The 24,870-nt window shown below is 70.6% G+C and carries 18 protein-coding genes and 1 pseudogene; 9 read left to right on the forward strand and 10 right to left on the reverse strand.

Annotation, left to right across the window (positions count from 1 at the left end; genetic code table 11):
- Positions 1-71: 71 nt before the first annotated feature.
- The 3 genes from ACKTSN_RS42660 to ACKTSN_RS42670 are packed head-to-tail and all read right to left on the reverse strand — an operon-like array spanning position 72 to position 2,190.
- Entirely contained in the window at positions 72-383 is a 312-nt protein-coding gene (locus tag ACKTSN_RS42660) for a hypothetical protein (protein ID WP_409473966.1), read from the reverse strand.
- Positions 383-1,771: a hypothetical protein gene (locus tag ACKTSN_RS42665; protein ID WP_409473967.1), complete on the reverse strand. Its 1,389-nt coding sequence runs from the start codon at positions 1,769-1,771 to the stop codon at positions 383-385. Before ACKTSN_RS42665 ends, ACKTSN_RS42660 begins: the two co-directional genes overlap by 1 nt.
- Positions 1,768-2,190 carry a hypothetical protein gene (locus ACKTSN_RS42670; RefSeq protein ID WP_409473968.1) on the reverse strand — a complete coding sequence of 141 codons (423 nt, stop codon included), beginning with the start codon at positions 2,188-2,190 and terminating at the stop codon, positions 1,768-1,770. The genes ACKTSN_RS42665 and ACKTSN_RS42670 overlap by 4 nt, the downstream gene beginning before the upstream one ends.
- Before the next feature lie 382 nt (positions 2,191-2,572).
- Between ACKTSN_RS42670 and ACKTSN_RS42675 the strand changes: the two genes are divergently transcribed.
- Positions 2,573-3,370 (forward strand): hypothetical protein, encoded by a 798-nt coding sequence (locus tag ACKTSN_RS42675; RefSeq protein WP_409473969.1) that lies wholly within the window; start codon positions 2,573-2,575, stop codon positions 3,368-3,370.
- 730 nt (positions 3,371-4,100) lie between these two features.
- On the opposite strand, the gene ACKTSN_RS42680 is transcribed toward ACKTSN_RS42675, so the two are convergent.
- A complete protein-coding gene (locus ACKTSN_RS42680) occupies positions 4,101-4,292 on the reverse strand; it encodes a hypothetical protein (protein WP_409475136.1) in 192 nt (63 codons plus the stop codon).
- Between ACKTSN_RS42680 and ACKTSN_RS42685 the strand changes: the two genes are divergently transcribed.
- Positions 4,206-4,403 carry a hypothetical protein gene (locus ACKTSN_RS42685; RefSeq protein ID WP_409475062.1) on the forward strand — a complete coding sequence of 66 codons (198 nt, stop codon included), beginning with the start codon at positions 4,206-4,208 and terminating at the stop codon, positions 4,401-4,403. The genes ACKTSN_RS42680 and ACKTSN_RS42685 overlap by 87 nt on opposite strands.
- A gap of 150 nt (positions 4,404-4,553) precedes the next feature.
- Here the strand turns inward: ACKTSN_RS42685 and ACKTSN_RS42690 are convergent, their stop codons facing one another.
- On the reverse strand, positions 4,554-6,926 hold the full coding sequence (locus tag ACKTSN_RS42690) for a SpoIIE family protein phosphatase (RefSeq protein ID WP_409473970.1): 2,373 nt from the start codon (positions 6,924-6,926) through the stop codon (positions 4,554-4,556).
- 499 nt (positions 6,927-7,425) lie between these two features.
- Here ACKTSN_RS42690 and ACKTSN_RS42695 point away from each other — a divergent pair, with 499 nt between their 5' ends.
- Positions 7,426-9,846, forward strand: coding sequence for a SpoIIE family protein phosphatase (locus ACKTSN_RS42695; protein ID WP_409473971.1), 2,421 nt, complete (start codon positions 7,426-7,428; stop codon positions 9,844-9,846).
- 157 nt (positions 9,847-10,003) lie between these two features.
- Here ACKTSN_RS42695 and ACKTSN_RS42700 read toward each other — a convergent pair whose 3' ends face one another.
- From ACKTSN_RS42700 to ACKTSN_RS42710, 3 genes are read right to left on the reverse strand one after another with little or no spacing between them, the layout of a single operon-like run.
- Positions 10,004-11,086, reverse strand: a complete 1,083-nt coding sequence (locus tag ACKTSN_RS42700; protein WP_409473972.1) for an ABC transporter ATP-binding protein — start codon at positions 11,084-11,086, stop codon at positions 10,004-10,006.
- Position 11,087: 1 nt separating this feature from the next.
- On the reverse strand, positions 11,088-12,866 hold the full coding sequence (locus ACKTSN_RS42705; RefSeq protein ID WP_409473973.1) for an extracellular solute-binding protein: 1,779 nt from the start codon (positions 12,864-12,866) through the stop codon (positions 11,088-11,090).
- 18 nt (positions 12,867-12,884) lie between these two features.
- Positions 12,885-13,910 (reverse strand): NAD(P)-dependent alcohol dehydrogenase, encoded by a 1,026-nt coding sequence (locus ACKTSN_RS42710; protein ID WP_409473974.1) that lies wholly within the window; start codon positions 13,908-13,910, stop codon positions 12,885-12,887.
- Positions 13,911-14,092: 182 nt separating this feature from the next.
- On the opposite strand from ACKTSN_RS42710, the gene ACKTSN_RS42715 reads away from it, so the two are divergent.
- Complete coding sequence (locus ACKTSN_RS42715; RefSeq protein ID WP_409473975.1) at positions 14,093-15,877, forward strand: sigma-54-dependent Fis family transcriptional regulator; 1,785 nt, start codon at positions 14,093-14,095, stop codon at positions 15,875-15,877.
- A 158-nt stretch (positions 15,878-16,035) separates the two neighbouring features.
- Here the strand turns inward: ACKTSN_RS42715 and ACKTSN_RS42720 are convergent, their stop codons facing one another.
- A complete protein-coding gene (locus ACKTSN_RS42720) occupies positions 16,036-16,158 on the reverse strand; it encodes a hypothetical protein (protein ID WP_409473976.1) in 123 nt (40 codons plus the stop codon).
- 179 nt (positions 16,159-16,337) lie between these two features.
- Here ACKTSN_RS42720 and ACKTSN_RS42725 point away from each other — a divergent pair.
- From ACKTSN_RS42725 to ACKTSN_RS42745, 5 genes and pseudogenes are all read left to right on the forward strand, one after another.
- Positions 16,338-16,410, forward strand: a pseudogene (locus ACKTSN_RS42725).
- 56 nt (positions 16,411-16,466) lie between these two features.
- The gene (locus ACKTSN_RS42730; RefSeq protein WP_409473977.1) at positions 16,467-17,621 is read left to right on the forward strand and encodes a gala protein; all 1,155 of its coding nucleotides are present in this window, start codon (positions 16,467-16,469) and stop codon (positions 17,619-17,621) included.
- Positions 17,618-19,420: an ankyrin repeat domain-containing protein gene (locus ACKTSN_RS42735; RefSeq protein WP_409473978.1), complete on the forward strand. Its 1,803-nt coding sequence runs from the start codon at positions 17,618-17,620 to the stop codon at positions 19,418-19,420. Before ACKTSN_RS42730 ends, ACKTSN_RS42735 begins: the two co-directional genes overlap by 4 nt.
- Positions 19,417-20,616, forward strand: coding sequence for an AAA family ATPase (locus ACKTSN_RS42740; RefSeq protein WP_409473979.1), 1,200 nt, complete (start codon positions 19,417-19,419; stop codon positions 20,614-20,616). Before ACKTSN_RS42735 ends, ACKTSN_RS42740 begins: the two co-directional genes overlap by 4 nt.
- An 8-nt stretch (positions 20,617-20,624) precedes the next feature.
- Positions 20,625-21,836, forward strand: a complete 1,212-nt coding sequence (locus ACKTSN_RS42745; protein WP_409473980.1) for a vWA domain-containing protein — start codon at positions 20,625-20,627, stop codon at positions 21,834-21,836.
- Positions 21,837-21,903: 67 nt separating this feature from the next.
- Here ACKTSN_RS42745 and ACKTSN_RS42750 read toward each other — a convergent pair whose 3' ends face one another.
- Entirely contained in the window at positions 21,904-24,852 is a 2,949-nt protein-coding gene (locus ACKTSN_RS42750; RefSeq protein WP_409473981.1) for an AfsR/SARP family transcriptional regulator, read from the reverse strand.
- Positions 24,853-24,870 lie beyond the last annotated feature (18 nt).

Consider the following 24,870-nt stretch of genomic DNA (forward strand, 5'->3'; position numbering starts at 1 on the left):
GGACAGGAGCGTCAGCAGCAGCTGCGGGAGGAGCAAATCTGCAGGTGGACGCCGCGAAGGGCGACAGCCGACTAACCGCCCATCACCCATCGCACCCCCGCGACCACTCCCAGCAACAGAGCTGGGGCCACCCACCACCAGGCGATGACCCGTCGCACCGACGGAAGCATCCACAACGCTCCTGCGGCACCGGCGGCCCCGATGGTGAGAACGCAGGACAGAACGATGCCGGCGTAAGCGTCGTCGTCCCAGGAGCCGGACGGACGGATGGTCAGTGCCGTCCAGCAGAAGTACCCAGCGATGAGGGTCAGCAGAGCGAGTGGTACGGCGAGGACCAGGCGGAGGCAGCCGCGGTCGTCGTCCACGTTGGAAGGGCTGGTCATCAGCGCAGTGCGTTCCTTGCGTCGTCCAGATTGTTCGTAAAGCCACGCCCATACGCTTGGGCGTCGTCGGTCTGCCAGTACGGACCGCCGTTGTATCGCGCGGCGAGCTCCTGATACTGGGCCGGTGTCATCTCCTCCGCCGGCACGTCGGCGAATTCGCTTTCCGCCTTGAGCTGGGCCAGGTACTCGGAGGCGATGAAGATGTTCTGCGCCGGGTCCTGCAGAGCTTCCTCCACCATGCCGCGTTGCTGATCGGTGAGGTGGTCGGGGTCGTAGCCGAGGACTTCCGCGCCGCGTCGCACCTGGATGGCGATGGGTCCCATGGATGTGTTGTCGGGGTCGCCGCCGAGGCGCCACGGCAGGCTCTCGGGGGCGATCGGGCTGAGCGGGGAGTCCGCCTGTTCGCGGATGGTGTCGGTGATGTCGTCGAGGATGCCGGGCTGTCCGCCGATCTCCTGCCAGGCAATACCGGCGACCATGTCCGGCGGCAGCCCCGAGTTGCGTGCCGCAGCCGTGATGATCTCCTTGTTCGCCGCGATCCAGTCGGCGCGCTCCTGGGCGTTGGAGGGCGGGCTCCAGTAACTGTCCTTCGCTCCGGGCAGGCTGGCGACCTGGAGTCGGATATCGCGCAGGGTCGGGGAGACGATGTCGTTTCCGGCGATGGGGAAGTAGTCCTGCTTGGGGCCGCTGCCGGGCAGCCGCGTCAGCGGGTTCGTACTCGCCTCGGCCGCCTCCCGCCGCAGCTCAGCGATCGCCGAGACGATGTCGACGCGGTCGATGAAGCCCATGCGGAAGTCCGGCAGCAAGTCGTACGCCTGCTTGAGCTGGTGGACGCAGAGCTCACGTGCCTCTTGCTCGGTGGTCTTGGCCAGGTGGAAATCGCCGCCGGCCGCGTCGTGCAGCCGGTTCGCGTCGTCGCGGATGTCGTCGACGTCCATGGTGAGTTCGGCGAAGAAGTCCATGACACCCGTGGTGTCCCGCATGTCCTCCCACTGGCGCATCGGCTCGGCCTCCTGGGCTTCACGGGTGATCGCCGTGCCCTTGGTGTGGATCAGATTCGCGAGGGCCTGCTCGTTCGCCTTGCCGTTGGAGTAGTGGGCCTTTGCGACCTCCAGGGCGAACGCGTAGTCGCGCAGGGCAGTAGCGGCCTTGTTGTAGCCGTCGGCGATCTGCGCGATGAGTTTACGGGCTTCGGCGAGTCGGGCCTCGTAGTGCTGACTGCCGTCGCTCTTCCACTGCGTGTGCTTCTCGGCCCGCTCGGCGGATGGTTCGACCGCAACGAGCATGTCGTGCAGGCGCTTGAACTCGTCCGCGTTGCGCTCGACGAGTGGAGGGCTGCAACTCTCCAGGAACTCGACGTCCGTGCGGTGGCTGATGCCGCTGCTCATCGTGCCTCCGGGGCGACGTACTGGCCGTAGCGCAGCACGTTGTCGAGGAAACGCTGTGCGGTGTCGCCATCGACCTTCACGAAGTCGCTGCCGGCGGTTCGCAGACGAGTGGAGAGTGCCGCGAACAGAGCCACCGCATCCACGTACTGGTCATCAGCGAATCGAGCGAACCGCGTCACCTGCTTGGCCACGTCCTCGTGCGCACGGGGATCCCGGGCCATGGTGGAGAGTTCGGCGTCCGGCCGACCCTCGTGGAGGAAGCCCGCGATCTCGATCAGCAGATTCGAATTGCCGTTGACCGAGTCGGTCTTGGCGACCAGCCTTCCGGTGGCCGGTGCGGCTGCGCCGCCGCTCGCATCTGCTGGAAGCTGATCGATCTGCATACCTGTCGACCGCCGCGCCAGGGCGTCGGCCTTCAACTGGGCCCACTCCTCTTCGAAAGACAAGCCCGTTCCCCCTCTTGCTGGACATCCATTCCGTCCTCGGACGGTAGGACGATCATGCCATTGGAGCGGGTGATACTGGGAGATCGCCCTTCTGCCCAGGGTGGGTGGTCCGTTGCCCGACCCTCGCGGAGTCGTACGGTGCGAGAAGTGAGGCCGTGGTGCCGTCAGTCCCCCTGCCGAGCTGGGACACCGCGGTGACCACTCAGCCCCTGGGATCCGCTGACGGAAGCCCTGTGTCGCAAGGCATCGGTCGATGTGACACAGTCCTTGACGAACAGTGTGGACAAGGGTGAGTTTCAGACCTCGGCGCTGCATCCCGGTATCATGAGAGCCATCTGGCATGAGGGGAGGCGCCTTGAGCTACACCACCATCTCAACGGCGCCGTGGTATTGGTGGTGTGAGTCGGGCGTGTGCCCGGAAGCCGCTGGTGCCGTGCATCTCGAGCATGGCAGTGTGCTCTCGCCCGCCAACCAGCGTCTGCTCGCTGGTGCATACGGACCCATGGCGGATCACATACGCTGTCCCGCCTTCCCATCGACGCCAGTTGGCGCGGACGCGACACTCCGGCCTTTGACGTTTGACGTCATGCTGGCGCCGTCGCGTGGTGCAATCGCTCGTCGCTCGGCGGCGGTTCGAGCTGCTTCAGCCCTCCATGAACTCGCTCATGCCAAGGCCATCTTCGACAACACCACACCCGCAGCCGGTGGGATGTCCCCAAACTGGCTGGCAGCAGGCGAGGGGAAGACCCATGCGATGCTGCAACTGATGGGGCGTCTGGTACGCACAGGTCTTGTGCGTCTGCTCCGTCAAGTGGATTTCGAGCGCATCGTGGCGAACGCGTTCGGTGCAGAGCTCTCATCTTGGGGCTCACCGCTTGAGATGCTGATTGAGCAGTTCCGTGACGTTCTGGGGCTCGACCGTGCGAGCAGCCGGAATCTGCGTGCCGTTCTGCTCCTGCTCGTTGGCCCGCGTTGCCTCGTCTTCGCCGGGCACCGCGATCGGCTGGAGGCCGTCGGTTCTAAGGGACGGGTATATCTTCGTACAGCTCTGACCGGGGCCAGCACTCGTAACGCCCCACCGGTGGGCCGCGTCGTGCGGAGGTCCGGGACGACCGGGACCCGAACCCTGCCGCCCATGCGACTCGCAGCGTGACCATGAATTCCTAGGCTGCGCCCGGTCCGCAGCTGAAGGAATCGTTCGGTGCAGCGGGAACCATACGTCAAGGCGCTCTTCCTGATGATCGCCGCCCTGTCCTCCTTGCTCGTGGCACTCGTGGCAGGCTTCCTATCCTGGGCGTCGGGCACCAATCCGGCAGGCGCATTTCTATACGGGGGCGGAGCCTTCATCCTGTGGATGACCTTGTGCGTGTCGATACTCTCGGCGCTGCGACTGCTTGAGTAGGGACAACCGCCGCCCCTACGCGGAAACACCCGGACGAGCGGGGAGAAGCAGCACGTCTGGGGGCTCGTGTCTGGGGGCGGCATCCTTCACCATCTCCAACTGGCGTGCTAAGTCACCCCAGTGCGCTCGCTGTACCAGGTCATCGGTCATGGCGCGAGGTTACCTCTGCCAATGCTCTGCTCATGGGGGATGTCTGTTTATCGGCCGAGGGCATGTTCTTTCCTGGGACTACTGGTGTGCGGGTGGAGTGTGTGGAGGCGCTCGTGGACGGGACGCCGGTCCAGCTGTCCAGCACACGTTCGTCGAGAGCGTGTCCGGACTGCGGTGTCGCATCCCGCCGGGTCCACAGCCGTTACGGTCGTCAGCCGGACGACTGTCCTGTCGCCGGGCAGGCCGGTGCTGGTTCGGCTGACCGTCCGCCGGTTCTTCTGTGATACCCCAACCTGCCAACGCCGGACGTTTGCCGAACAGATCGACGGTGTTAGCGAGCCCTACCAGCGGGCGAGCTCCGGCCGTGCCGGACCAGGCCCCACGGGTGCTCGGCGTGGACGAGTTCGCCTCCCGCCGCGGCCGTCGCTTCGGAACGATCCTCGTCGACGTCGAAACTCATCAGCTCGTCGATGTCCTGCCAGACCGGAATTCCGAGACGCTGACCGCTTGGCTCCGCGACCATACCGGTGCTGAGATCGTGTGCCCGCATAGTTGCAGCCCGAGCATGCGGAAGGCGGTGGGGATTGCGGCGTCGCGTGCCGGCTCGGTCTGGCGTGATGGGTGGCGGTCATGACGGTCCTTGCGGCGAAGGTAGGGCAGGTCGTCTCACTGCTCCAAGTGCGTCACCCAACGTGGGGGTGGGTGTCAGGGGGCGGCGCTGATCACCGCGGGCTGCGCTCATCGAGGCAGCCCGTGCCGCCCCCGACCTCGCAGCAAGGCGCTCCTAGGGGGTGGCCAGCTCGGCCCAGATGGTCTTCCCGGACGAGGTGTACCGCGTGCCCCAGCGTTGGGACACCTGGGCGACGAGGAACAGGCCGCGGCCTCCCTCGTCGTCCCGACGCGCTCGCCGCAGGTGGGGTGCGGTGTGCGCGTTGTCGGAGACCTCGCACAGCAGGCTGCGATCCCTGATCAGCCTCAGCATGACGGGGCCGGTGGCGTACCGGATGCCGTTGGTGACCAGCTCGCTCACCACGAGTGCAGCGGTGAACGACAGTTCGGACAGGCCCCAGGTCGCCAATTGGCGCTCAGTGAGTGTGCGGGCGTGAGCCACCATGGCCGGGTCGGGCGGCAGCTCCAGGTCCGCCACATGGTCGGCGTCGAGCCGCCGGGTGCGGACGAGCAGCAGCGTGGCATCGTCCGCCTGTGGTCCGGGTGGCAAGGTCGACAGCGCCCGGTCACACAGCTCCTCCACGGGGCGGCGTTGCCAGGTGAGCACATGGGCCAGACGGTCGATTCCGCTGTCGATATCGGTGCGCCGGTCCTCCACGACGCCGTCGGTGAAGAACGCCACCAGGCTGCCTTTGGACAGGCTCAGCTCAACGTTCTCGTAGGGCAGGCCGCCCAGCCCCAGGGGCGGCCCCGGCGCCAGCGCGGACAAGGCCACCGAGCCGCTCGCATCGGCCACGATCGGCGGGGGATGGGCCGCGCTCGCCCAGACGCACCGGCCGCTGACCGGGTCGTAGATCGCGTACAGGCAGGTCACCCCGAGCGCCTCGTCGCTCAGCCCGTCGTCCGCGTGGGACTCCGAGTCCTGTGCGACCAGGTCGTCCAGCCGGGTGAGCAACTCGGCCGGATCCAAGTCCAGCAAGGCCAGAGTCCGTACGGTGGCGCGCAACCGGCCCATGGTCGCGGCCGCGTGCACGCCGTGGCCCACCACGTCGCCGACGGTCAGGCCCACTCTGGCACCGGACAGCGGGATCACGTCGAACCAGTCGCCGCCCACGCCCACGCGGCTGTCGGCCGGCAGGTAGCGGTACGCCACGTCGACCGCGCTCTGCTCGGGCAGGTTCTGTGGCAGCAGGCTTCGCTGCAGTACCAGGGCCGCCGCATGTTGGCTGGTGTAACGGCGGGCGTTGTCGATGCCGACGGCGGCTCGCTCGGCCAGTTCCACGGCGAGCGTCTGCTCCTCGGCGCCAAAGGGGTCGGGATTGCTGCTGCGCCGGAAGGTGGCAAGGCCCAGGACTGCATCGCGGGTGAGCAGCGGGACGAAGAGGCAGGAGTGCGAGGCGGCCGATCCCACCTCGCCCGGTGCGTCGGGCGGGCAGGCGTCGACGACAGGGCGGCTGGTGGCCAGGCTCAGAGCCTGCGGTGACGAGGGTGGGTAGGAGACGGGACTGGTCCGGAACTCTTCCGGGGTCCGGCCGTGCATCCGCAGCAGATTGTGCCCCGGCGCCGGCCCCGTCGGCGGCTGCCGTCCCTCGATGACGGCCGGCGGCAGGTCCACCAGCACTTCGTCGGCGAGCTGCGGTATCGCCACGTCGGCAAGCTCCGCGGCTGTACGACGCACGTCCAGCGAGGCACCGATGCGCTTTCCTGCCCGCACCAGCAGCGACAGGCGTTCCTGGGCGCGGTAGCGGTCGGTGATGTCCAGGGACTCCTCGAACAGCCCCAGCGGTTCGCCTCGGGCGTCCAGCAGCCGGTGGTACGAGCAGGACCAGACGTGCTCGCGTACCGGGTCGGCGGGGGCGCGTCCGCGATAGTGCATGCCGGTGATCGGTTCCCCCGTCGTCAGCACGTGCTGCATCACCTGGTCTTCGTCCGGAGGGTGGTGGCGGGAGATGAATTCGCCTTCAGGAAAGAGATCCGCGGCCGGTCGGCCGATGTACTGGGCGATCCCCGCGAGCTCCAGATCGGTGGAGACATTCCCCCAGACGATGCGCATGTCGGTATCGAAGATCGTCAGCCCCACGGAAGACTCGGTCGCCAGTCCCTGCAGCACCGCCAGCTGCGCCTCCCAGCCGCGTAGCGCCTCCAGGTCGGCCGCGACCACGACGGTCGCAGCGGCGCCCCGGTGCGCGAGCGGGCTGAACGTCACGGCCGCGCGCAGGGTACGTCCGTCTCGACAGCACAGGTCCAAGACGGTGCTGCGAGGGCTGTGCGCTCTGCAGAGGGCGGACAGCCGCTGCTCCGGGGTCGCTGCCAGCAGCCGGGCGGCCGACTGGCCCAGCACATCCTCGGGTGTATGTCCGAGGAAGCGCTGGGCTGAGGATCCCCACCCGGAAATGCGGCCTTCGTGGTCCAGCACCGCGGTGGCGGCCTTGGAGAGCTCCAAGGGACTGTGGAAATCGACGTTGGCCGCCTTCGGAAAACGACCCATGACACCGCTTCCCTTCGTGCTCCCTCAGCATCCCGTGCCGCACGACGGACGACAACCGCACGCGTGATCGCCATCTGCTCACACAGGGCGACCGCCGACGGTCTGCCGGACACGACCCACCATGCGATGCAGAGCGGTCTGGAACCGGCCCGCACGCAGTACCGCTCGCCACGGCGCCCGACCGAGCCGGCGGGGCGGTCCAGGTCGGGGCCATGACCCGTGGGGACCGCCCCCGCTCCGTCATCGCCGCTCGGGGCATTGCGCAGGTGTTGCTGCCCTGAGTAATGAGTTGGATGCCGACCACCACCTTCGGCGACGGATTCGAGCGTCACCGCCTGCCGTAATCCCTCGTGCCCGCCACGGCGTGCCGCGCCGTGGGCGAGGCCGCGGCCGCACCGGGTTCACTAGGCTTACCAGGCAACAGCAGATCAGCGGGGCATTCAGGAACGCCTGGCCACCGACCCGGAGTGCAAGGTGGTGTCCAGCGGTGGAGAAGCGGATGACGGAGTTCAGCGAGATCCACGACAATCCGTTCGCCCTGCACCTTGCCGCTTTGGCGGTGCTCGACGACCGGGGAGCCGTGGTCGGATGGAACCGGCGGGCCCAGGAACTACTCGGCTATCCGGACACAGCCGTGATCGGCCGTCCGGCTTTCGAGGCCCTTGTCGATCCTCGCGATCTGCCGGCCGCAAGGAGGGCCGCGGCGAGCTGCAGGAGGGCCGGCGGCTGGTTCGGGGCGCTCAACCTACGGCACCGCGACGGGCGGCTCGTGGAGATGGGGCTCAGGGCCCATGCGCTCTCACGCGACGGCCGGGTCCGTGAGTGGTTTCTTGCCGGGGCCCTCGCGGTGGACGTCCTGGAGTGGCAGAGGGACCGCGCGGTCCTGGACGGGTTGTACCGCCGATGCCCGATCGGCCTGGTCGTCCACGGCCCTGACCTGAGGATTCTCCGGGTCAACCGGGCCATCGAACGCTTCAGCGGCGTCCCGGCAGCGGACTTTCGGGGGCTGCCCACCGGTTCTTTCCTCCTCCCCGATGACGCACGCAGGGCCGTGGACCGTGTGCGCCAGGTGATCGAGACCGGAAGGCCGATGCTCTACTCCGAGCAGTTCGTTCGTCTGGAGCAGGATCCGGCACGAGAGCGGGTCGCGATGGTCTCGTCCTTTCCGATGGCGGATCCTTCCGGCCGCATCCTGGGTGTGGCCGAGATGATCGAGGACATCACCGAACGCCATCGGGCCCAGCGTCGGCTCGCGCTCCTCGACCAGGCCGGCAGCCGTGTCGGAACCACGCTCGACGTGGCAGAGACCGCCCGGGAACTCGCCGAGGTGATGGTGCCTCACCTCGCCGACCATGCGTCAGTGGACCTGCTTCAGCAGGTGACGCGCGGTGAGGAACTGACGCAGGCCCTTGCGGGGCCCGTAGTACGAGTGGGGGCCTGCAGCGTCGGTGCCCAGCAACCCGGCCCGCCCCACCCCCAGGGCGATCCGGTGGAGTTCGGGCCTGACGCACCCCAGGCCAGATGCCTGGCCGAAGGACGGCCCGTCCTGGAACCGGTTCTCCCGCCCGACTGGTCCTCCAGGGAAGGCCGCCAGGGGGACCACGCTCCGGACCTGGGCGCCCACTCGCTGATCGCGGTCCCAGTTGCCGCACGTGGCCTGGTGCTGGGCGTGATGACCCTGTGGCGTTCGCGCCGCCCCGATCCCTTCGAGGCCGACGATCTCACCCTCGCCCAGGAACTCGCCTCACGTGCCGCCGTCGCCATCGACAACGCCCGGCGCTTCACCCAGCAGCAGCAGACCGCGTTCACCTTGCAGAGCAGCCTGCTGCCCCGGGCGGTTCCGGACCAGTCGGCCGTCGAGGTGGCCCTGCGGTACCTGCCGGCCAGCGCGGCCCCTGGCCTGGGCGGTGACTGGTTCGACGTCATTCCCCTGTCCGGGGCACGGATCGCCCTCGTCGTCGGCGACGTGGTGGGACGCGGCATCCACGCCGCCGCCACCATGGGCCGGCTGCGTACCGCCGTACACACGCTCGCCAGCCTCGACCTGGAGCCGGACGAGGTCCTCTCCCGCCTGGACGATCTGGTCCTTCTGCTGGCGGCCGAACAGGAAGCAGCCGGCGAACGGCCCGTGGGCGAGCAGGTCGTCGGCGCCACCTGCCTGTACGCCGTGTACGACCCGGTCTCCGGGCGGTGTTCCGTGGCCCGCGCCGGCCACCCGCCACCGGTGGTGACCGCTCCGGACGGACAGGCGGCTCTGCTCGACCTGCCCGCCGGCCCACCGCTCGGCCTGGGCGGCCTGCCGTTCGAGGCCCGGGAGGTCGAACTGGCTGAGGGAAGCCTGCTGCGCCTGTACACCAACGGACTCATCGGCGAGCGTCACATCGATGCCGACGTCGGCCTGACCAAGCTGTGCGCCGCGCTCAGCCGCCCCGCGGACCCGCTGGAACGGACCTGCCAAGCGGTGGTCGACTCACTCGTGCCCGCGCGCCCCAGCGACGACGTCGCGTTGCTGATCGCCCGCACCCGCGTGCTGCCGGCGGACGATGTCGCCTCCTGGCGTCTGCCGCTGGAGCCTGCCAGCGCCGCCCGGGCCCGGGCATTGACCTCGGCCAAGCTGAGCGAATGGGGTCTGGAGCACCTGGCGTTCACGACGGAGTTGATCGCCAGTGAACTGGTCACCAACGTCTACCGCTACGCCAGTGGCCCCGCGACCCTGCGGCTGATCCGTGAACGGTGTCTGGTGTGCGAGGTCAGCGACACCAGCCACACCTCACCCCACCTGCGCCGCGCCCGTACCACCGACGAGGGCGGGCGCGGCCTGTTCCTGGTGGCCCAGATGGCCGAACGCTGGGGCACCCGCTACTCCCGCGAGGGCAAGACCGTGTGGACCGAACAGTCACTGGCCGGCATGTTCACCTGACCGCGACCTCGGCCTGCCGCCGCCGGCCCGCGGACCCGCGAGAACGGACGCGTCGCAACAATCCCGGCACGGCGTCGTCGCCCCACGCCCGTGGCGGGCCGCCCGGTCGGCGGCCCCCACGGTGGGACGGGCAGGTGGCGCGGGCGTGCCCGGCGGGTCATGACGGCTGGAGTACCAACTGACCGTCCGCGTACGGAAGAACCTTGGCGCGCGGCAGATGGACCAGGACCTCCTCGCCCGCCGGCACTCCCTCCTCCCGCGGTGTCTTGGTCCTTACGAGCTGCCCGGCCACCTCGACCTCGAGCACGCGCTGCGCGCCGTGGTCCGTGACGCTCCGCAGAGTGCCGGGGAAGGTGTTGGGACCGGGGTCCGTGACGATCTTGACGTACTCGGGCCGGACGCCCACCTGGACCTCGGTCGTGCTGTGCGGGATGTCCCAGGCGGCGGACAGCGCCCGGCCACCCAGCGCGAGGCTTCCGTTGCCCCGGTCCACGGTCAGGAAGTTCATCGCCGGTGAACCGATGAAGTAGCCGACGTAGGAGGACGAGGGTGCCTCGAAGAGCTGCTCCGGGGTGCCCTGCTGCACGGCACGGCCGTCCTTCATCACCAGCACTTCCTGCGCGAAGCTCATCGCCTCGTACTGGTCGTGCGTCACGTAGATCACGGTGGGCCTGAACTGCTCGGTGATCGCACGGATCTTGCGCCGCAGCAAGTGCTTCAGCTGCGGGTCGATGACGGTGAGCGGCTCGTCCATCAGTACGGCCGCGACGTCGTCCCGGACCAGGCCGCGGCCGAGCGAGATCAGCTGCTTGTCGTCGGCGGTGAGCCCGCGGGCGGGCTGCCTGAGCCGGCCGTGCAGGTCCAGGGCCTCGGCGACCTGCCGGACCTTGGCGTCGATCCTCGCCCTGTCCCAACGTCGGCACTGCAGCGGGAAGGCGAGGTTCTCATAGACCGTCATCGACTTGTAGATGACGGGGAACTGGAAGACCTGGGCGATGTTGCGGGCCTTCGTGGGCAGGGCGGTGACGTCGACACCGTCGAACAGAACCCGTCCCTGGGACGGTCTGACCAGGCCGGACAGGATGTTCAGCAGCGTCGTCTTGCCGCAGCCCGAGGGGCCGACCAGTGCATACGTCGTACCGGACTCGAAGGTCAGGTTCAGCGGTTTGAGAGCCCACCGCTCCTCTTCGACACCCGGCGCGTACGCGTGCCCGACGTCGACGATGTCCAACTGCGCCATGTCAACGCCCTTCCACTGAAGCGAGATCGTACGAAGGTGTCCGCACGAGCGTTCCCTGCTCGTCGAAGGCGAACAGCCGGTCGGGACGGAGCCGTAGTTTGACCAGGTCGCCGAGGGCGACGTCGTGGATGCCCTCGATCTGTACGACGAAGGGGCTCTCGCCGACGACCACGTGGACGAAGGTCTCGGAACCGGAGATCTCCACGAAGGTGACCTCGCCCTCGACCCCGCCGGCGGCCAGGCCGACGTCCGTCGCGCGCAGTCCGAACTGGTAGGCGCCGTCGGGAAGATCGGCCAGGTGGGCGGAGGCGTGTGTGGCCTGGAAGCCGGCGACCGTGACCTGGCCGCCCTCGATCCGGCCCGCGAAGATGTTCATGGGCGGGTCGTCGATGATGGACGCCACCGTGGTGGTCGCCGGGCGTTCGAAGACCTCCTGCGGGGTGCCGGTCTGGAGGATCCGCCCCTCGTGCATGACCAGCACCACATCACCGAGCATCATCGCCTCGGCGGGTTCGGTGGTCGTGTAGATGACGATCGTGTCCCCCCGGTCCGAGAAGAGGGTCTTGAATTCGTCGCGCAGTTGTTCGCGCAACTTGTAGTCCAGGTTCGCCAGCGGCTCGTCGAGCAGGAGGATGCCGGTGGCGCGTGCCAGGGCGCGGGCCATCGCGACGCGCTGCTGCTGGCCGCCGGAGCCCGGCAGCGGCGCCGCCTCGACCTCGTTGCGGATCCTGCTGTCCGGCTGCTGGGCCTGGATGAAGGCGTCGTCCCACGAGTACGACATCAGCGTCTGCCCGCCGCCGAACGAGAAGATCTCGTCTCCCAGGCCGAAGTTGGCGCCGCCGGGTGCCCACGTGGACTTGGCTTTCACCATGTCCTCCAGGGCGCGGACGAAGCCGGGCGTGTTGATCAGCGGCTGCATGGTCTCGACATCGAAGAAGACACCGCCCTCGACGTCCGCGTTCTTCACGTAGGGCGCCGCCCGGCTGATGAACGCGGAGAACGTCAGGTCGTCGCGCTTGGTCACCTCGGCACTGCCGTAGTTGCGCTTGCCGTCGCCGTCGAAGTCCTTGCCGCTGAAGAACTCGGCTATCTGCTGGTACTCGGCCCACGTCGTGGGGACCTTCAGGTCCTTGCCCGTGGCCTTCTTGTACTCCGCCTGCCGCTTGGGGTCCTTCAGCACATCGGTGCGGACCTTGAGGTAGTGCCGGTCACCGTCCACCGGGTACTGCACGACCTTCTCGTCCCAGGTCGCCACGTCCATGTAGGCCTTGGTGACGTCCTTCATGCCGGGGGTGTTCAGGTACTTCTTCGGTACCGGTGCCAGATAGGGGGCCATGTCGCCGATCCACAGGGACGGGTAGAACATGACGTCGTACGCCGGCTGGCCCGCCTGAAGGGGCGTGAGGATCTTCTGGTGCAGCTCACCGAAGGGGACGTTGACGACCTCGACCTTCCCGCCGGTGATGTCCTCGAACTGCTTGGCGTGCAGCTGAGTCGGCTCGCCGATGACGGGGACGGCGTGACTGATGATCTTCAGGGTCTGTCCGGAGTAGTCCTTGCGGCTGATCGCTTCGTAGCTGCAGGGCCCGGGGACGTCCTTGACCTTCGTGGCCGGGTAGTCCTTGCCGTACTTCTGGTAGCTGATCTCCGAGCCGGGCTTGAAGAGCGCGGCCTTTCCCTTGGGCTTTTGCTGTTCCTGGCTCTGGGCGGTGCACGCGGTGGCGGTCAGGGCCGCGACGGCCGCGACGGCGACCAGGGCCGGGTACGGTCTGCTGCGCATGGGGCTGCTCCTGCGGTGTCAGGGGATCAAGATCGCTCGGCCGCGCACGGCCCCGGCGTCCAGGTCGTCGAGGGCCTGCTGGAAGGAGGCGAGGGGGTAGCGCTGGGTGTGCAGGGTGACCTTGCCGCGGGCGGCCAGGACCATCAGCTCGGAGAGGTCGTTGTAGGACCCCACGAGGTTCCCGATGAAGTTGATCTCCGTGGAGATGACGTCGATCGTCGGAACGTGGAGGTGGCCGCCGTAGCCGATGACGTAGTAGTTGCCGTTGCGGCGCAGGCAGGCCACGCCCGTCTCGACGGCACCCCCCTCACCGACGAAGTCCAGGACGGCCTCCGCCCCGTGCCCCGAGGTGAGGTCCCGCACACGGTCGACCTCGCTTCCGTCCGCGACGAGCGTGTGGTCGGCGCCCAGTTCCTCGGCCAGCGCCAGGGCCTCCGGGCTGCGGTCGATGACGATCATCTCGACCGGCGACAGGGCCCGCAGCACCTGGATTCCGATGTGCCCGAGCCCGCCGGCACCGATGACCACGGCCCTGTCACCGGGCCGCAGTACCCGGGCCGCCTTGGCGACAGCGTGGTACGCCGTGAGCCCGGCGTCGGCCAGGGCCGCCACCGAGGCCGGCTCGAGGGACGGAGCGAGCGGCACGACCGAGCGGGCGTTGGTCTTCAGGTACTCGGCGTAGCCCCCGTCGGCGTCGATGCCGGGGAAGGCCGAGTTCATGCAGTGCACGTCGTCGCCGGCCCGGCAGGCGCGGCACAGACCGCAGGTCACCAGCGGGTGCAGGATGACCGGGTCACCGACCTCGACGTGGGTGACGGACTGCCCGACCTCCGCGACCCAGCCTGCGTTCTCGTGACCGATCGTGTACGGGAGGGCGACCCCGCTCTTTTCCTTCCACTGTCCTTCGAGGATGTGCAGATCGGTCCGGCAGACTCCGGCGCCCCCGATCTTCACGATCACATCCAGCGGACCGGTGATCTGCGGATCGGGCACGTCCACGAGCACGGGCGGCTCGTCGTACTCGATGACCTGCACGGCCTTCATGGCGGCTCCCTGTGGGTCGGCGGGTGGATGGTGCGCCGATTACACAGGCCGCCGCTCGCAGGTCGATGTCTCAGAAGTCGTCCGCGGATGTCTCAATGTGATACACGCCGTAGGCGCCACGCCGTCGGGCTGGTCCAATCACTGCATTGAGGGAATGTGACGCGCGCAGTACGGGAGTGTTAATGCCCCGCCACCAGCCCGGAAGCTCGCTGAGAGCAGCCAGAGAGCTCTACCTGGAAGTCACCAACGATCCAAGCGCCCGGCCGCTTGTCGTGGCCTCGTGGCAGCGCTCGATGGAGCACAAGGTGCCGTCGGGCAGCCTCGACGCTCCGTACCTGGACAACCCCAACCTCGACAGCCCCCTCGCCAGGGCGGCGCTGCCGATCCTGGACAGGCTGCACGAGCAGCTCGCCGACGACCCGGTGTCCATCATGATCACGGACCGGAACGGCGTGGTGCTCTCCCGGAAGGTGTCCCACGAGGGGCTGACGACGAACCTCAACCGCGTGCAGCTGGCCCCGGGCCATGTGTTCGCCGAGCGCTACGTGGGCACCAACGGCATCGGGACCGCGCTGGCCAGCGGCCGCCCGGTCATGATCGCCGGAATGGAGCACTACGTCGAGGCTTTGCGGGACTTCCACTGCGCGGCCGTGCCGATCCTGCATCCCACCCGGCGCACCCTGCTGGGGGCCTTCAACCTCACCACCATCCGTCAGGGTTCCGACGGCATGCTGATGGCCTTCGCCCGCTCGGTCGCGGCCCAGATCGAAGGTGAGATCGCGGCGATCACCTCGCGGCGCGAGCGGGCCCTGTTCCATGACTACATGGAGGCGTGCTCCTCGGTGCGTCCGGGCCCCGTGCTGGCCCTGAACCGCGATGTCGTCATGATGAACGAGCAGCTCAGCACGGCGGTGACCGGGCCGGATCACTACGCGCTGCTCGACCACGCCCGTGAGATCGCCGACAGCCCCCGGACGGAGGGGACGCGCAGCATCGCCCTGCCCTCCGGACGGGTCGCCGAACTCAGGGTCAGTCGCTGTCGGCGCGAGGACAGCGACGCGGGCGCCGTCTTCAGAGTCCGGCTGATCGGACGCCCGCAGCAGGGACCCGCGGTTTCCGCCGCGCCTGCCCGGTCCGGCCTGGGACTGGTGGGCTCGTCACCGCACTGGCTGCGCGCGGTCGCCGACAGCCAGGCGGCGTTCGTGGCCGGGACTTCGCTGCATCTCCTGGGCGAAGCCGGTGTCGGCAAGAGGACGCTGGTCGAGGCCCTGCACCGGGCCCACGGCGCCGGACGCCGGCTGGAGACGACGCAGCCGCCGCTGTCCGATGCGCCTGCCGTCACCGAGGGCTGGCTGCATGACATCGGAGAGCTGCTCGCCGTGTCGTCCAACGTGCTTGTCCTGCGCGACGTTCACCTGTTGGGCGACCAGCTGCGGCAGCGACTGAGGAACCTGCTGACGCACCTGGACGGCACCGCCACCGGGCAACTGGTCCTGACCAGCCAGCCGTCGATGGTCGGCACCGATGACCAGCTCGACCAGCTCTGCGGTGCCTTGGTGGAGGTGCCGCCCCTGCGCCATCGCCCCGGGGACATCGAGTACCTGGCGCGGTTCTTCCTGCGCAAGTACCGGCCGAGCGGTGAGAGCAGGTTCTCCCCGGATGCCCTGACCATGCTGCAGCGATGTCCCTGGCCGGAGAACGTCCGGCAGCTGGAGTCGGTGATGCGCGGGCTGGCGCGGCGGCCTTCCGGCCCGATGATCCATGCGGAGGACCTGCCGCCGGAATGCCGGGTGTCCTCGCACAAGGTCCTGACCACCATCGAGGCGCTGGAACGCGACGCCATCCTGCGTGGGTTGATGGACCACAACTCCAACGTCCAGCGCACTGCCCAGGACCTTGGTATCTCCCGCGCCACGATGTACCGCAAGATGCGCCGTTACGGCATCGTCCCGTCGAGCCTGACCTGACGAGCTGCCTCCGGGGCGTCGGGCAGCCGTGGCGTGCGGCACTGCTCGATGTCGCCGTCGGCGCGCGTACATCGCACGGAGACGACGGGACCTGGGCCGCTGGGCGGACTACGGCGGGGCACTGAAGCCGCTCGCGTAGCCCGCCCGCGCAGCCGTCGTCATTCGGCTGCGGCGAGCAGCCGTGCCTCGCTCTCCTCGTACAGCCGCCGGTTCTCGAGGCTGTCGGCGACGATGTGCTTGAGGTTGCCGGGCGTTGGGGGAGCGGATGCTGCGGAGGTCATGTGCGCCACTTCCTCGTGTGCGGTTTGGGCGTCGGAGTGCGCGTTTCCACCATGGAGTTGGTGTCGGGGCGTCCGTGCCCCGCCGACCGGACGCATATATTCGGCCGCGCCGCCTGGCGCAATCGCATCACACTGGTGATCGAAATCAGGTGCGGAGTGTGGCTATGATCGTGCGCAGCAAGGCCGTAGCGCAGAGGTCGTCGCGCCCACGCATCGAGCTGGAGGACGTCGGTTCGAATCCGACCGGTCTTGCGCCTACTTGATGTCGACGCGGACGCCGGGCCCCGGCGAAGACCGGTGGAGTGGTGATGACCCAGCCGACAACGCCCGTGCGCTGCCCCGCGATCGAGCACCCCGATCTGCCGCTCGCCGACCCCGAGGAGCTCGGGCCGCTGATGGCCCGCCTCGCCGACGCACGGCCCGTTGCCGACGACGAGACCTTTCCGCTCGGCACCCTGCGCGCCGACGGTCGGGTGGACCTGTGCAAGCAGGGACTCGGCGCCGACGGCGCCGCCCGGCTGCTGCCGGTCGCCACCGCCTCCCCGCACGCCGCCCATCTGCTCCTCGGCACCAACTCCCTCGGCGACAACGGAGTCCGGTCAGTCGCCGACGCCCTGGTCGCCGCGCGGGACGCCGGCGCCTCCCACGGGATCCACACCCTCTACCTCGGCTGCAACCGCATCGGCCCGGACGGCGTGACCGCCCTCGCCGCGGCACTCGCCGACGACACCACGCTCCGCGCCCTGTGGCTCAAGCGGAATCCCGTCCGGGAGACCGGTGCCCGCACTCTCGCAGGGCTGCTGCGCCGCAACACCACCCTGCGCACCCTCGATCTCGTCAACTCCGGCATCGGACCCGCGGGCGTACGGGTGCTCCTCGACGCACTCCTGGACCGGGAGGCCCCGCTCGAACGGCTCTTCCTGGGCGGCAACGGCCTGACCGCCGCCGACGCCCCGCTGCTCGCCGCTCTCGTCCGTGACGCCGGCGTCCGTGAGCTCTACCTGACGGCGAACCACCTCGGCGACGAGGGCACCGCCGTCCTGGCCGCCGCGACCGACCCCGCGAGGCCCGTCCGGCTCGGCCTCGGCGGCAACGGCATCGGCCCCGCGGGCGCCCGCGCCCTCGCCGACGCCCTCGACGGCATCGAGACCCTCGATCTCGGCCGGGCCATGTCCGAACGCAGCCTCGGCTCCACCGGCAACGCCACCGGCGACGACGGCGCCCGGGCCCTGGCCGCCGCCCTGCCCGGCAGCCCGCTGCGCCGCCTCGAACTGCGCCACACCGGCATCACCGGCCGCGGCGCGAAGAGCCTGCTCGCCGCGCTGCCCGAGCGGCACCGCCTCGAGTACGTGGGCCTCGGCCCCGGCCTGCCCCGTCGCGTCAAGCGGTCCTTCGCCGAGCGGCTGCGCCCCGCCCGGCCGACCCACCCCGACCTGCGTGCGATCGGCAGCGTGTACCGATGAGCCGGCGTCCGCTGCCACCCGCTGCCCTGTCGCCCGAGGACGCCTCCGCCTGGGCCCGCATCCGCCGCTACGCCGTCCCCGGCTGGATGATCGAACGCGCCACGGAAGCACGCCTGGCAGGTGACTGGCGGGCCGCTTGTGCCGCGGCCGCGGTGGACGTCCCGGACGACCTCGACCCGGAGCGGATAGCCGACCGGTACGGCCCCGACGCGGCAGCCCGGGTGACCGACGACCTGCGCCACCTGGCACCGGACCTGCTGCGCTGGCACCTGCCGCGCACGCTCAACGGCCACACCACGCTCACCCCCGGCCGGCGGGTCGTCCTCGCCGCATACGGGAGCTCCGGCCCCGTCCTGTCGCTGACGAACTCCCCGATGCTGGAAGGACCGCAGCGGCTCCGGCTGCACTTGGGTCCCGCCATCGCGCCCGCGCGTGACCGGCTCCACGGCCTGACGTACGTCACCGAGGACTGGACCGCCGCCCGCCGCTTCTGGGACGTCCGCCGCACCGGCGAACTGCGCCACAGCGCGGGCCCCGCCGGCTCCGGCCGTCTGCCGTTCCTCCACCCGGACGGCACCCCGCTCGCTGCCGAGGAGCTGCCCGCCGAGGACCCGGGCCCCGCCGACCCTGCCGCCCGCGCCGAGTGGGTCGCCGTCCTGCAGGCCCGTGGCGCCCACATCGAGGCGTACGCCGCCGCCGGACTCGACCTCGACCTCACCCCTCCACCGCAGGGCCCGCGCTCCTACCGGCAGCTCGACGTCGCCCAGCTCATCACGTACTTCGCACCCGACCTCACCCGCATCGCCCCCGAGGTCCGGCTGCTGGAGCGCGCCGGACGCGGCACGTGTTTCCGCATCCCCGTCGACTGGCGCGGCTGCCTTCGGGTCACCCTCGCGGCCGCCGACGGGGCCCCGGCCCAGGTCGTCGGCAGGGACCGCGGCCAGGAGGAGGACGTCCCCCGCCTGCCCTCGTACGCCTGGCAGCGACTGCCCGACATCGGCCTGCTGCGCGCCGGCCGGATCCGGCCCGAGGACCTGCACCCGCTGGTCGCCGCCGCGCTGTTCCCGCAGGCCGGACCCGCTGCCGGCCCGCCCGGCCCGACGACGCCCGCGCCGGTCCGCGTCCGCTGCGGCGGCGTATGGCACGAGGTCGTGTCCAGGAACGGCGTGCTCGACATCCCGCACACCGAGCAGGAGCGGCAGCGCGAACTCGCCCTGCGCGCCTTCGGCGGCTCCGTGTCCGGCTGCTTCGCCACCCAGCACGCCTGGACCAGTGGCGAGGGACGGCTGCCGCGCGCCCTGCGGGACCAGCGGCGCGAGCTGTTCCAGCATGTCCAGCACGGGGACACCCCCGCCGTGCTGGCGCTGCTCGACGCCGGAACGGACCCGCACGTCCGCGACCGCAGAGGGCGCGGCCTGCTGCACGTCCTCCATCTGCTCGACCACCGGGAGCTGCTGCCGCGACTGCTCGCCGCCGGGCTCGACCTGGAGGCGCAGGACAAGGCGTACCGCACCCCGCTCCAGAGCGCCGTCCACTACGGAGGGTCCGCCGCCCTGGTCAGGGACCTCCTCGACGCCGGCGCCAGGATCGACGTGATCGACGAGATGGAGCTCTCCCTCGCCCAGGTGATCCGCCGTTACGAACGGACCGACCTGATGTTCCTGCGCCGCCGCGTGCTGCAGGAGCACCCCGGCATCGGCTCCGAGTGGTGGGACGAATACATGAGCGAGCAGGACTCCGAGCCCGACTGGGACGAGGACGAAGAGCTGCCCGCACAGGACGAGGACATCCACGCATGACGACCGGTTCCCTTCCCGTTCCCGCCGCTCTCGCGGCGGCCGACGCCCTCAACGCCCGCATACGCGTCACGCGCACCGAACCGGCCGGCAACCCCCAACTGGAGGCCCTCGCCCTGGCCGTGACGGCGAATCAGCCCGTTCTGCTGTGGGGCGAGCCCGGCATAGGCAAGTCGGCCGGCATGGAACAGCTCGCTGCCGCCCTCGGCGTGCACCTGGAGACGGTCGTCGCCAGCGTCCACGAGCCGTCCGACTTCGCCGGACTGCCGATCGTCGGCGAAGACCCGGCGGCCTCGGGCGTGCCGATGGCCCCGCCGGACTGGGCCGTCCGGCTCGCGCGCACCGGGCACGGGCTGCTGTTCTTCGACGAACTGTCCTCGGCGCCGCCGGCCGTGCAGGCCGCCCTGCTGCGGGTGGTCCTCGAACGCCGGGTCGGCAGCCTGGCCCTGCCGGAGTCGGTGCGGATCGTCGCCGCCGCCAACCCGCCCTCCAGCGCCGCCGACGGCTGGCACCTCAGCCCCCCGCTCGCCAACCGCTTCGTCCACCTCGACTGGACACACGACCCGCGCACCGTGGCCCGCGGCATGGCCGGCACCTGGCCCGAGACGATCCTCCCCGCGGTGGAACCCGGCCGCGTGCCCGGCGCGGTCGCCCGCGCCCGAGGCGTGATCAGCGGCTTCCTGACCGCCCGGCCCGGCCTGGTCCACCACATGCCGAAAGAGGCCGAGGGCCGCGGCCGCGCCTGGCCCTCCCCGCGCACCTGGGAGATGGCGCTGCGCCTGCTCGCCGCCGGGTACGCGTCCGGCGCCGGACGCGAGGCGCAGGCCGCCGCCGTGATGGGCGCCGTCGGTGAGGCGGCCGGCATCGAGCTGCTGTCGTACCTGGAGAACCTGGACCTGCCCGATCCCGACCGGGTGCTCGCCGACCCGTCGGCCTTCGCGCTCCCCGAACGCGGCGACCGCCAGCTGGCGTTCCTCATCGCCGTGGTCGCCGCCGTGCAGAGCGAACCCACTCGCCCCCGCTGGGAGGCGGGCTGGGACGTCCTCGCCAAGGCCGTGGACGCCGGAGTGCCCGACGTGGCCGCGCGAGCCGCCCGCGACCTCGCCGCAATGCGCGAGCCCGACTGGCCGATCCCGCCCGGGATCGACGCCTTCCTGGAACTGCTCCAGCTCGCCGGCGCCCTGCCGGGCGCGCGCTGACCGGCCCCATGGCTGTCACAGGGGGCCCGGCCGACGGGCTGGACCGCGCCAAGCTGCTGGCCGCGCGTTACAAAGCGGCCGAGGCACGCCCGTACCTGGCCTCCGCCCTGTACGCCCTGACAGTCGTCGTCTCGCAGCAGGTGCGCACCATGGCCGTCGACCGGTACTGGCGCTGCTACGTCGCACCTGACTTCGTCGAGGCGACCGACGTCGAGGAACTGGCCGGGGTGTGGATCCACGAGGCGGCGCACCTCCTGCGCGACCACCACGGCCGGGCCGACCGGCTGCCCGCGGCAGACCAGCGCGACCGCCTGCGGGTCAACATCGCCCAGGACTGCGAGATCAACGACGACCTGGTCTCCGACGGGCTGCGACTGCCCGAAGGGCGCATGGAACCCCGCATGTTCGGTCTGCCCGAGGGCGGACTCTTCGAGGAGTACCTGCCCGGCATTCCGGCCACGTCCCTCCACCCGGTGGACTGCGGGTCCGGCGCGCACGGAGTCCCAGTGCCCTGGGACCTGGGGGAGAAGGGCGGCGAAGGCGTGGCCGGGCTCGGCCCCGTGGAGGCCGAGGCCCTGCGCCGCCAGACCGCCCAGGCCGTCCGCGCCCACCGACGCTCCCGGGGTTCGGTGCCGGCGGGCTGGCGGCGCTGGGCGGAGGAGGTCCTGGAACCCACCGTCGACTGGCGCAAGGCGCTGACCGGCGCCGTCCGCGAGGCCGCCGCGTGGGCGGGCGGTGCGGTCGACTACACCTACCGGCGCCCCTCGCGCCGCACCCCGGCCCTCGGCGGCCGGGTGGTGCTGCCCAGCCTGCGCCGACCGCTGCCACGCGTGGCGATCGTCGTCGACACCTCCGGCTCGATGGGCGAGGACGATCTCGCGGCCGCTCTCGCCGAGGTGTCCGGCGTGCTGCGCGAGGTGGGCGTCGGCGGTAACCGGGTCGCCGTCCTCGCCTGCGACGCCGACGTCCACGCCGTCGCCAGGGTGACCGCCGTCGACCAGGTCGAACTGGCCGGCGGTGGCGGGACGGACATGACCGTCGGCATCCGGAATGCGCTCGCCGCACCCGAACCGCCGAACATCGTCGTCGTGCTCACCGACGGGTACACCCCGTGGCCCCCGGAACCCGTCTCCTGCCGTCTGATCGTCGTCCTGATCGGTGAGGACGCCCCTCAGCCCCCCGACTGGGCCGAGACCGTACGGATCACCCCGACCCGCTGACTGCGCCCTTCGTGGGTACGGAGTCGCCTGGCGGCTCCGTCGCGGTGCCGCTCGTCGCGCAGTTCCGTCAGCCGTCGGCAGCGACCGTCGGGGCAGACGTCAGGGCACGCAGGTCGGCGAGTACCTGCGCGTCCGTTCCTTCCAGGGCGGACAGTGCGCTGACCCATCGGCTCAGGGCCGCCCGTTCGTCCCCGAGTGCTCTCAGGACGTGCCCGAACTCGTACTCGGCGAGGCCCCGACCGTAGGAGTCGCCGCGCGTGGCGGCTTCCTGGAGCAGCGCCGTGCAGACTTCCCCGGCCTGTCCGAGTCGGCCCAGCGTCCGCAGGGCCTGGGCCTGGCCCAGTCGCGTCTCCCGCTCCGCGTTCCAGTGCGCCACGTCGGCCGCCATGACGCGCAGCGCCTCTTCGAAGCTCTGCAGGGCCCGGGCGGGCTCGCCGAGGCCCAGGTGGGTGCGGCCCATGTTGCACAGGGCGACCTGCTCGATCACGGCGCTGCCGGCCTCCCGGGCACGTTCCCTGCTGCGCAGGTGGTACGAGAGGGCCAAGCGCAGATCGGTGAGTTCGGCCACGTACCCCTGGTGCCCGAGGAGCATCGCTTCCTCGCCGGGTGTGAGGTGGTCGGGGCGCAGTGCGAGACACCGTGCCAACGTTGCTCGGGCGTCAGCGTCCTGGTTGAGTTCACGCAGCAGCGCGGCCCGGTTGCCGAGGTGACGCATCCGGGCCATGTCGTCGGCGAGGTGCTCGCTGAGCTCCACGGCTTCGTCCAGAAGCAGCAGTGCCTGTCGGACGCGTCCGGCCGAGTAGTGCGCGGAGGCGAGGTGGCCCAGCGCCCGGCCTTCGGCCGCGGTGTTGCCGCTGGACCTGGCAAGGGTGATGGCGTGCCGCGTCAGCCGTTCGAGATCCTGCACCCGGCCGCGGTCGTGCAGGTAGGGGAACAAGGCATTGATCAGGTCCAGGGTGCGGGTCGGGTCCAGGCGCCCGTGCGCACCGGAGCCGGCCAGGACCAGCAGGTTCGGCGCTTCCGCGTCACCCCAGGCGAGTGCCGCCGCCGTATCGGCGAAGACCGTGCCGGTCCGGCCCCCGGCGTGCTCGGGCGCTCGCCCGGTCCCCGGCCGCAGGGCCGCGGCGCAGTGTGCGAGCCGCTCCTGGTACCAGCGCAGGGACCGTTCGGCGGCTTCGGCGTTCCGGGCCTGCTCACCCGGCCGGCCGGCGAGTTCCCGGGCGAAGTCGCGGACCAGGTCGTGCGGGGCGTAGCGGCCCCAGCCCACTTCCTGGAGCAGCGCCACCTCCGCCAGACGGTCCAGGGCCCTGTCGGCGCCGCGCTCCGTGCAGTCCATGGCGGTGGCCATCAGCGGTGCCCCGTACTCGGGCAGGTCCAGCGCCCCGATGAGGACCAGGGCTGCGGCGGCGTCACCGTCGCGCGGGTCGTCCGAGCCCAGGAACGCCTCATGGGCCGCCATCAGGGATCGGCGCACGCTGAGGTCCTCCAGTTCGAGATGGTCCAGGCGGTCCTCCTGCCGGGCGAGGCGTTCGACCAGTTTCTCCACCGGAAGGTTCCGCCGGCTCCTCAGACGGGCTGCGGAGACCTGCAGGGCCAGGGGCAGGTGGCCGCACAGAGCCACGAGCCGGGCGACCGGTTCGGCGTCGGACGCGGCCCAGGACCGGCCCGAGGCCCGCTCCAGCAGGAGGGCGCTGTCCCGCGGTGAGAGCGGCTTGAGCCGGACATGCGTGGCGGCTCCCAGGGTGGCCAGCGGCCGTCTGCTGGTCAGTAGTACGGCGCAGCCGGCGCCGGCCGGCAGCAGCGGACGTATCTGGCTCACCGAGGCCGCGTCGTCGAGGACGAGCAGCGTTCGGGTGGGGGCGAGTGCGGAGCGCAGCAGGGCGGAGGCGGCCTCCACATCGCACGGGATCCGCCGGGCGTCCACCCCGAGGCCGTGCAGGAGAACGGCGAGGGCGTCGGCGGGTTCGAGGGGGGCCACGCCGGGTGTGGCTCCGTGGAGGTTGAGATACAGCTGGCCGTCGGGGAACGCATGCCGGAGCTGTTCCGCGATGTGCAGGGCGAGGCCCGTCTTACCCACGCCCGGCATTCCGCTGATCACGGCGAGTGCAGTGCGGCTGCGACCGGACTCCAGCTCCGTACGGATCTCGGCCATCTGCTCGGCACGGCCGACGAACTCACCGGGCGGTGCGGGAAGCTGCGCCAGCCGCGGGGGCGTCCCCGTCGACGGGGGCCGCGGGCCGGCCGCCGGAGCGGCGGGTGATGCGCGGTTCGGGACGGCCGCGCTGCGGAGCAGCACCTCCCGGTGGGCGTCCTGGACGGCGGGGCCGGGCTCCACCCCGAGTTCTTCGACCAGGCTCCGGCGCAGCGACCGGAAGAGTGCCAGCGCTTCGGCCCGGCGGTCCGTGCGGCCGAGGACGAGCATCAGCTGGCGGTGCAGCGTCTCCCGGAACGGATGTTCCTTGACCAGGAGGCCCAGTTCGGCGGCGAGCCCATCGAGGCGGTCGAGGTGCAGGAGAGCCTCGAAGCGGCATTCGAGCGCCTGCAACCGCTGCTCCTGGAGGAACGTCACCACGGGGTGGCCGGCGAGGGCGGGCACATCGGCGAACGGTGCGCCGCGCCACAGCGCCAGGGCGGCACCGGCGTCCCGCTCCACCACCTCCCAGTCCTCCCGGTTGCGGGCCTCCTGCGCTCGGCGTACCCGCCGTTCGAACACGTCGCGGTCCAACTCACCCTCGCCGACGCGTATTTCGAGCCCGTGCGGCATGGTGCGCAGCCGTGTGCCGCCGACGTCGTGGAGGCTTCGCCGCAGCCGGGCGACGTGGTTGTGCAGCGAGGCGGTGGCCGTCGGCGGTGGCTCCTCGCCCCACAACACCGCCATCACCGTGTCCAGCGGCACCGTGCGGTTCGGCTCCAGCAGCAGTACGGCGAGCAACGAGCGGGGCTTCGATCCGCCGAGGGCGACGGCCACGCCGTCGTCGTCGATGGTCGTCAGCGATCCCAGTACTGCGAACCTCACCGGCCCTCCCCCCGCGTC

The sequence above is a fragment of the Streptomyces flavusporus genome (assembly GCF_046267975.1).
Lineage (GTDB): Bacteria > Actinomycetota > Actinomycetes > Streptomycetales > Streptomycetaceae > Streptomyces > Streptomyces flavusporus.

Bases quoted from the DNA above. Each gene is read 5' to 3' on its own strand.
- ACKTSN_RS42745 (WP_409473980.1), top strand. From the start codon at position 20,625: ATGGCTGTCACAGGGGGCCCGGCCGACGGGCTGGACCGCGCCAAGCTG.
- ACKTSN_RS42700 (WP_409473972.1), bottom strand. From the start codon at position 11,086: ATGGCGCAGTTGGACATCGTCGACGTCGGGCACGCGTACGCGCCGGGT.
- ACKTSN_RS42730 (WP_409473977.1), top strand. From the start codon at position 16,467: ATGACCCAGCCGACAACGCCCGTGCGCTGCCCCGCGATCGAGCACCCC.
- ACKTSN_RS42690 (WP_409473970.1), bottom strand. From the start codon at position 6,926: ATGGGTCGTTTTCCGAAGGCGGCCAACGTCGATTTCCACAGTCCCTTG.
- ACKTSN_RS42660 (WP_409473966.1), bottom strand. From the start codon at position 383: ATGACCAGCCCTTCCAACGTGGACGACGACCGCGGCTGCCTCCGCCTG.
- ACKTSN_RS42735 (WP_409473978.1), top strand. From the start codon at position 17,618: ATGAGCCGGCGTCCGCTGCCACCCGCTGCCCTGTCGCCCGAGGACGCC.
- ACKTSN_RS42710 (WP_409473974.1), bottom strand. From the start codon at position 13,910: ATGAAGGCCGTGCAGGTCATCGAGTACGACGAGCCGCCCGTGCTCGTG.
- ACKTSN_RS42740 (WP_409473979.1), top strand. From the start codon at position 19,417: ATGACGACCGGTTCCCTTCCCGTTCCCGCCGCTCTCGCGGCGGCCGAC.
- ACKTSN_RS42695 (WP_409473971.1), top strand. From the start codon at position 7,426: ATGACGGAGTTCAGCGAGATCCACGACAATCCGTTCGCCCTGCACCTT.
- ACKTSN_RS42715 (WP_409473975.1), top strand. From the start codon at position 14,093: ATGCCCCGCCACCAGCCCGGAAGCTCGCTGAGAGCAGCCAGAGAGCTC.
- ACKTSN_RS42665 (WP_409473967.1), bottom strand. From the start codon at position 1,771: ATGAGCAGCGGCATCAGCCACCGCACGGACGTCGAGTTCCTGGAGAGT.
- ACKTSN_RS42705 (WP_409473973.1), bottom strand. From the start codon at position 12,866: ATGCGCAGCAGACCGTACCCGGCCCTGGTCGCCGTCGCGGCCGTCGCG.
- ACKTSN_RS42720 (WP_409473976.1), bottom strand. From the start codon at position 16,158: ATGACCTCCGCAGCATCCGCTCCCCCAACGCCCGGCAACCTCAAGCAC.
- ACKTSN_RS42680 (WP_409475136.1), bottom strand. From the start codon at position 4,292: ATGGTCGCGGAGCCAAGCGGTCAGCGTCTCGGAATTCCGGTCTGGCAG.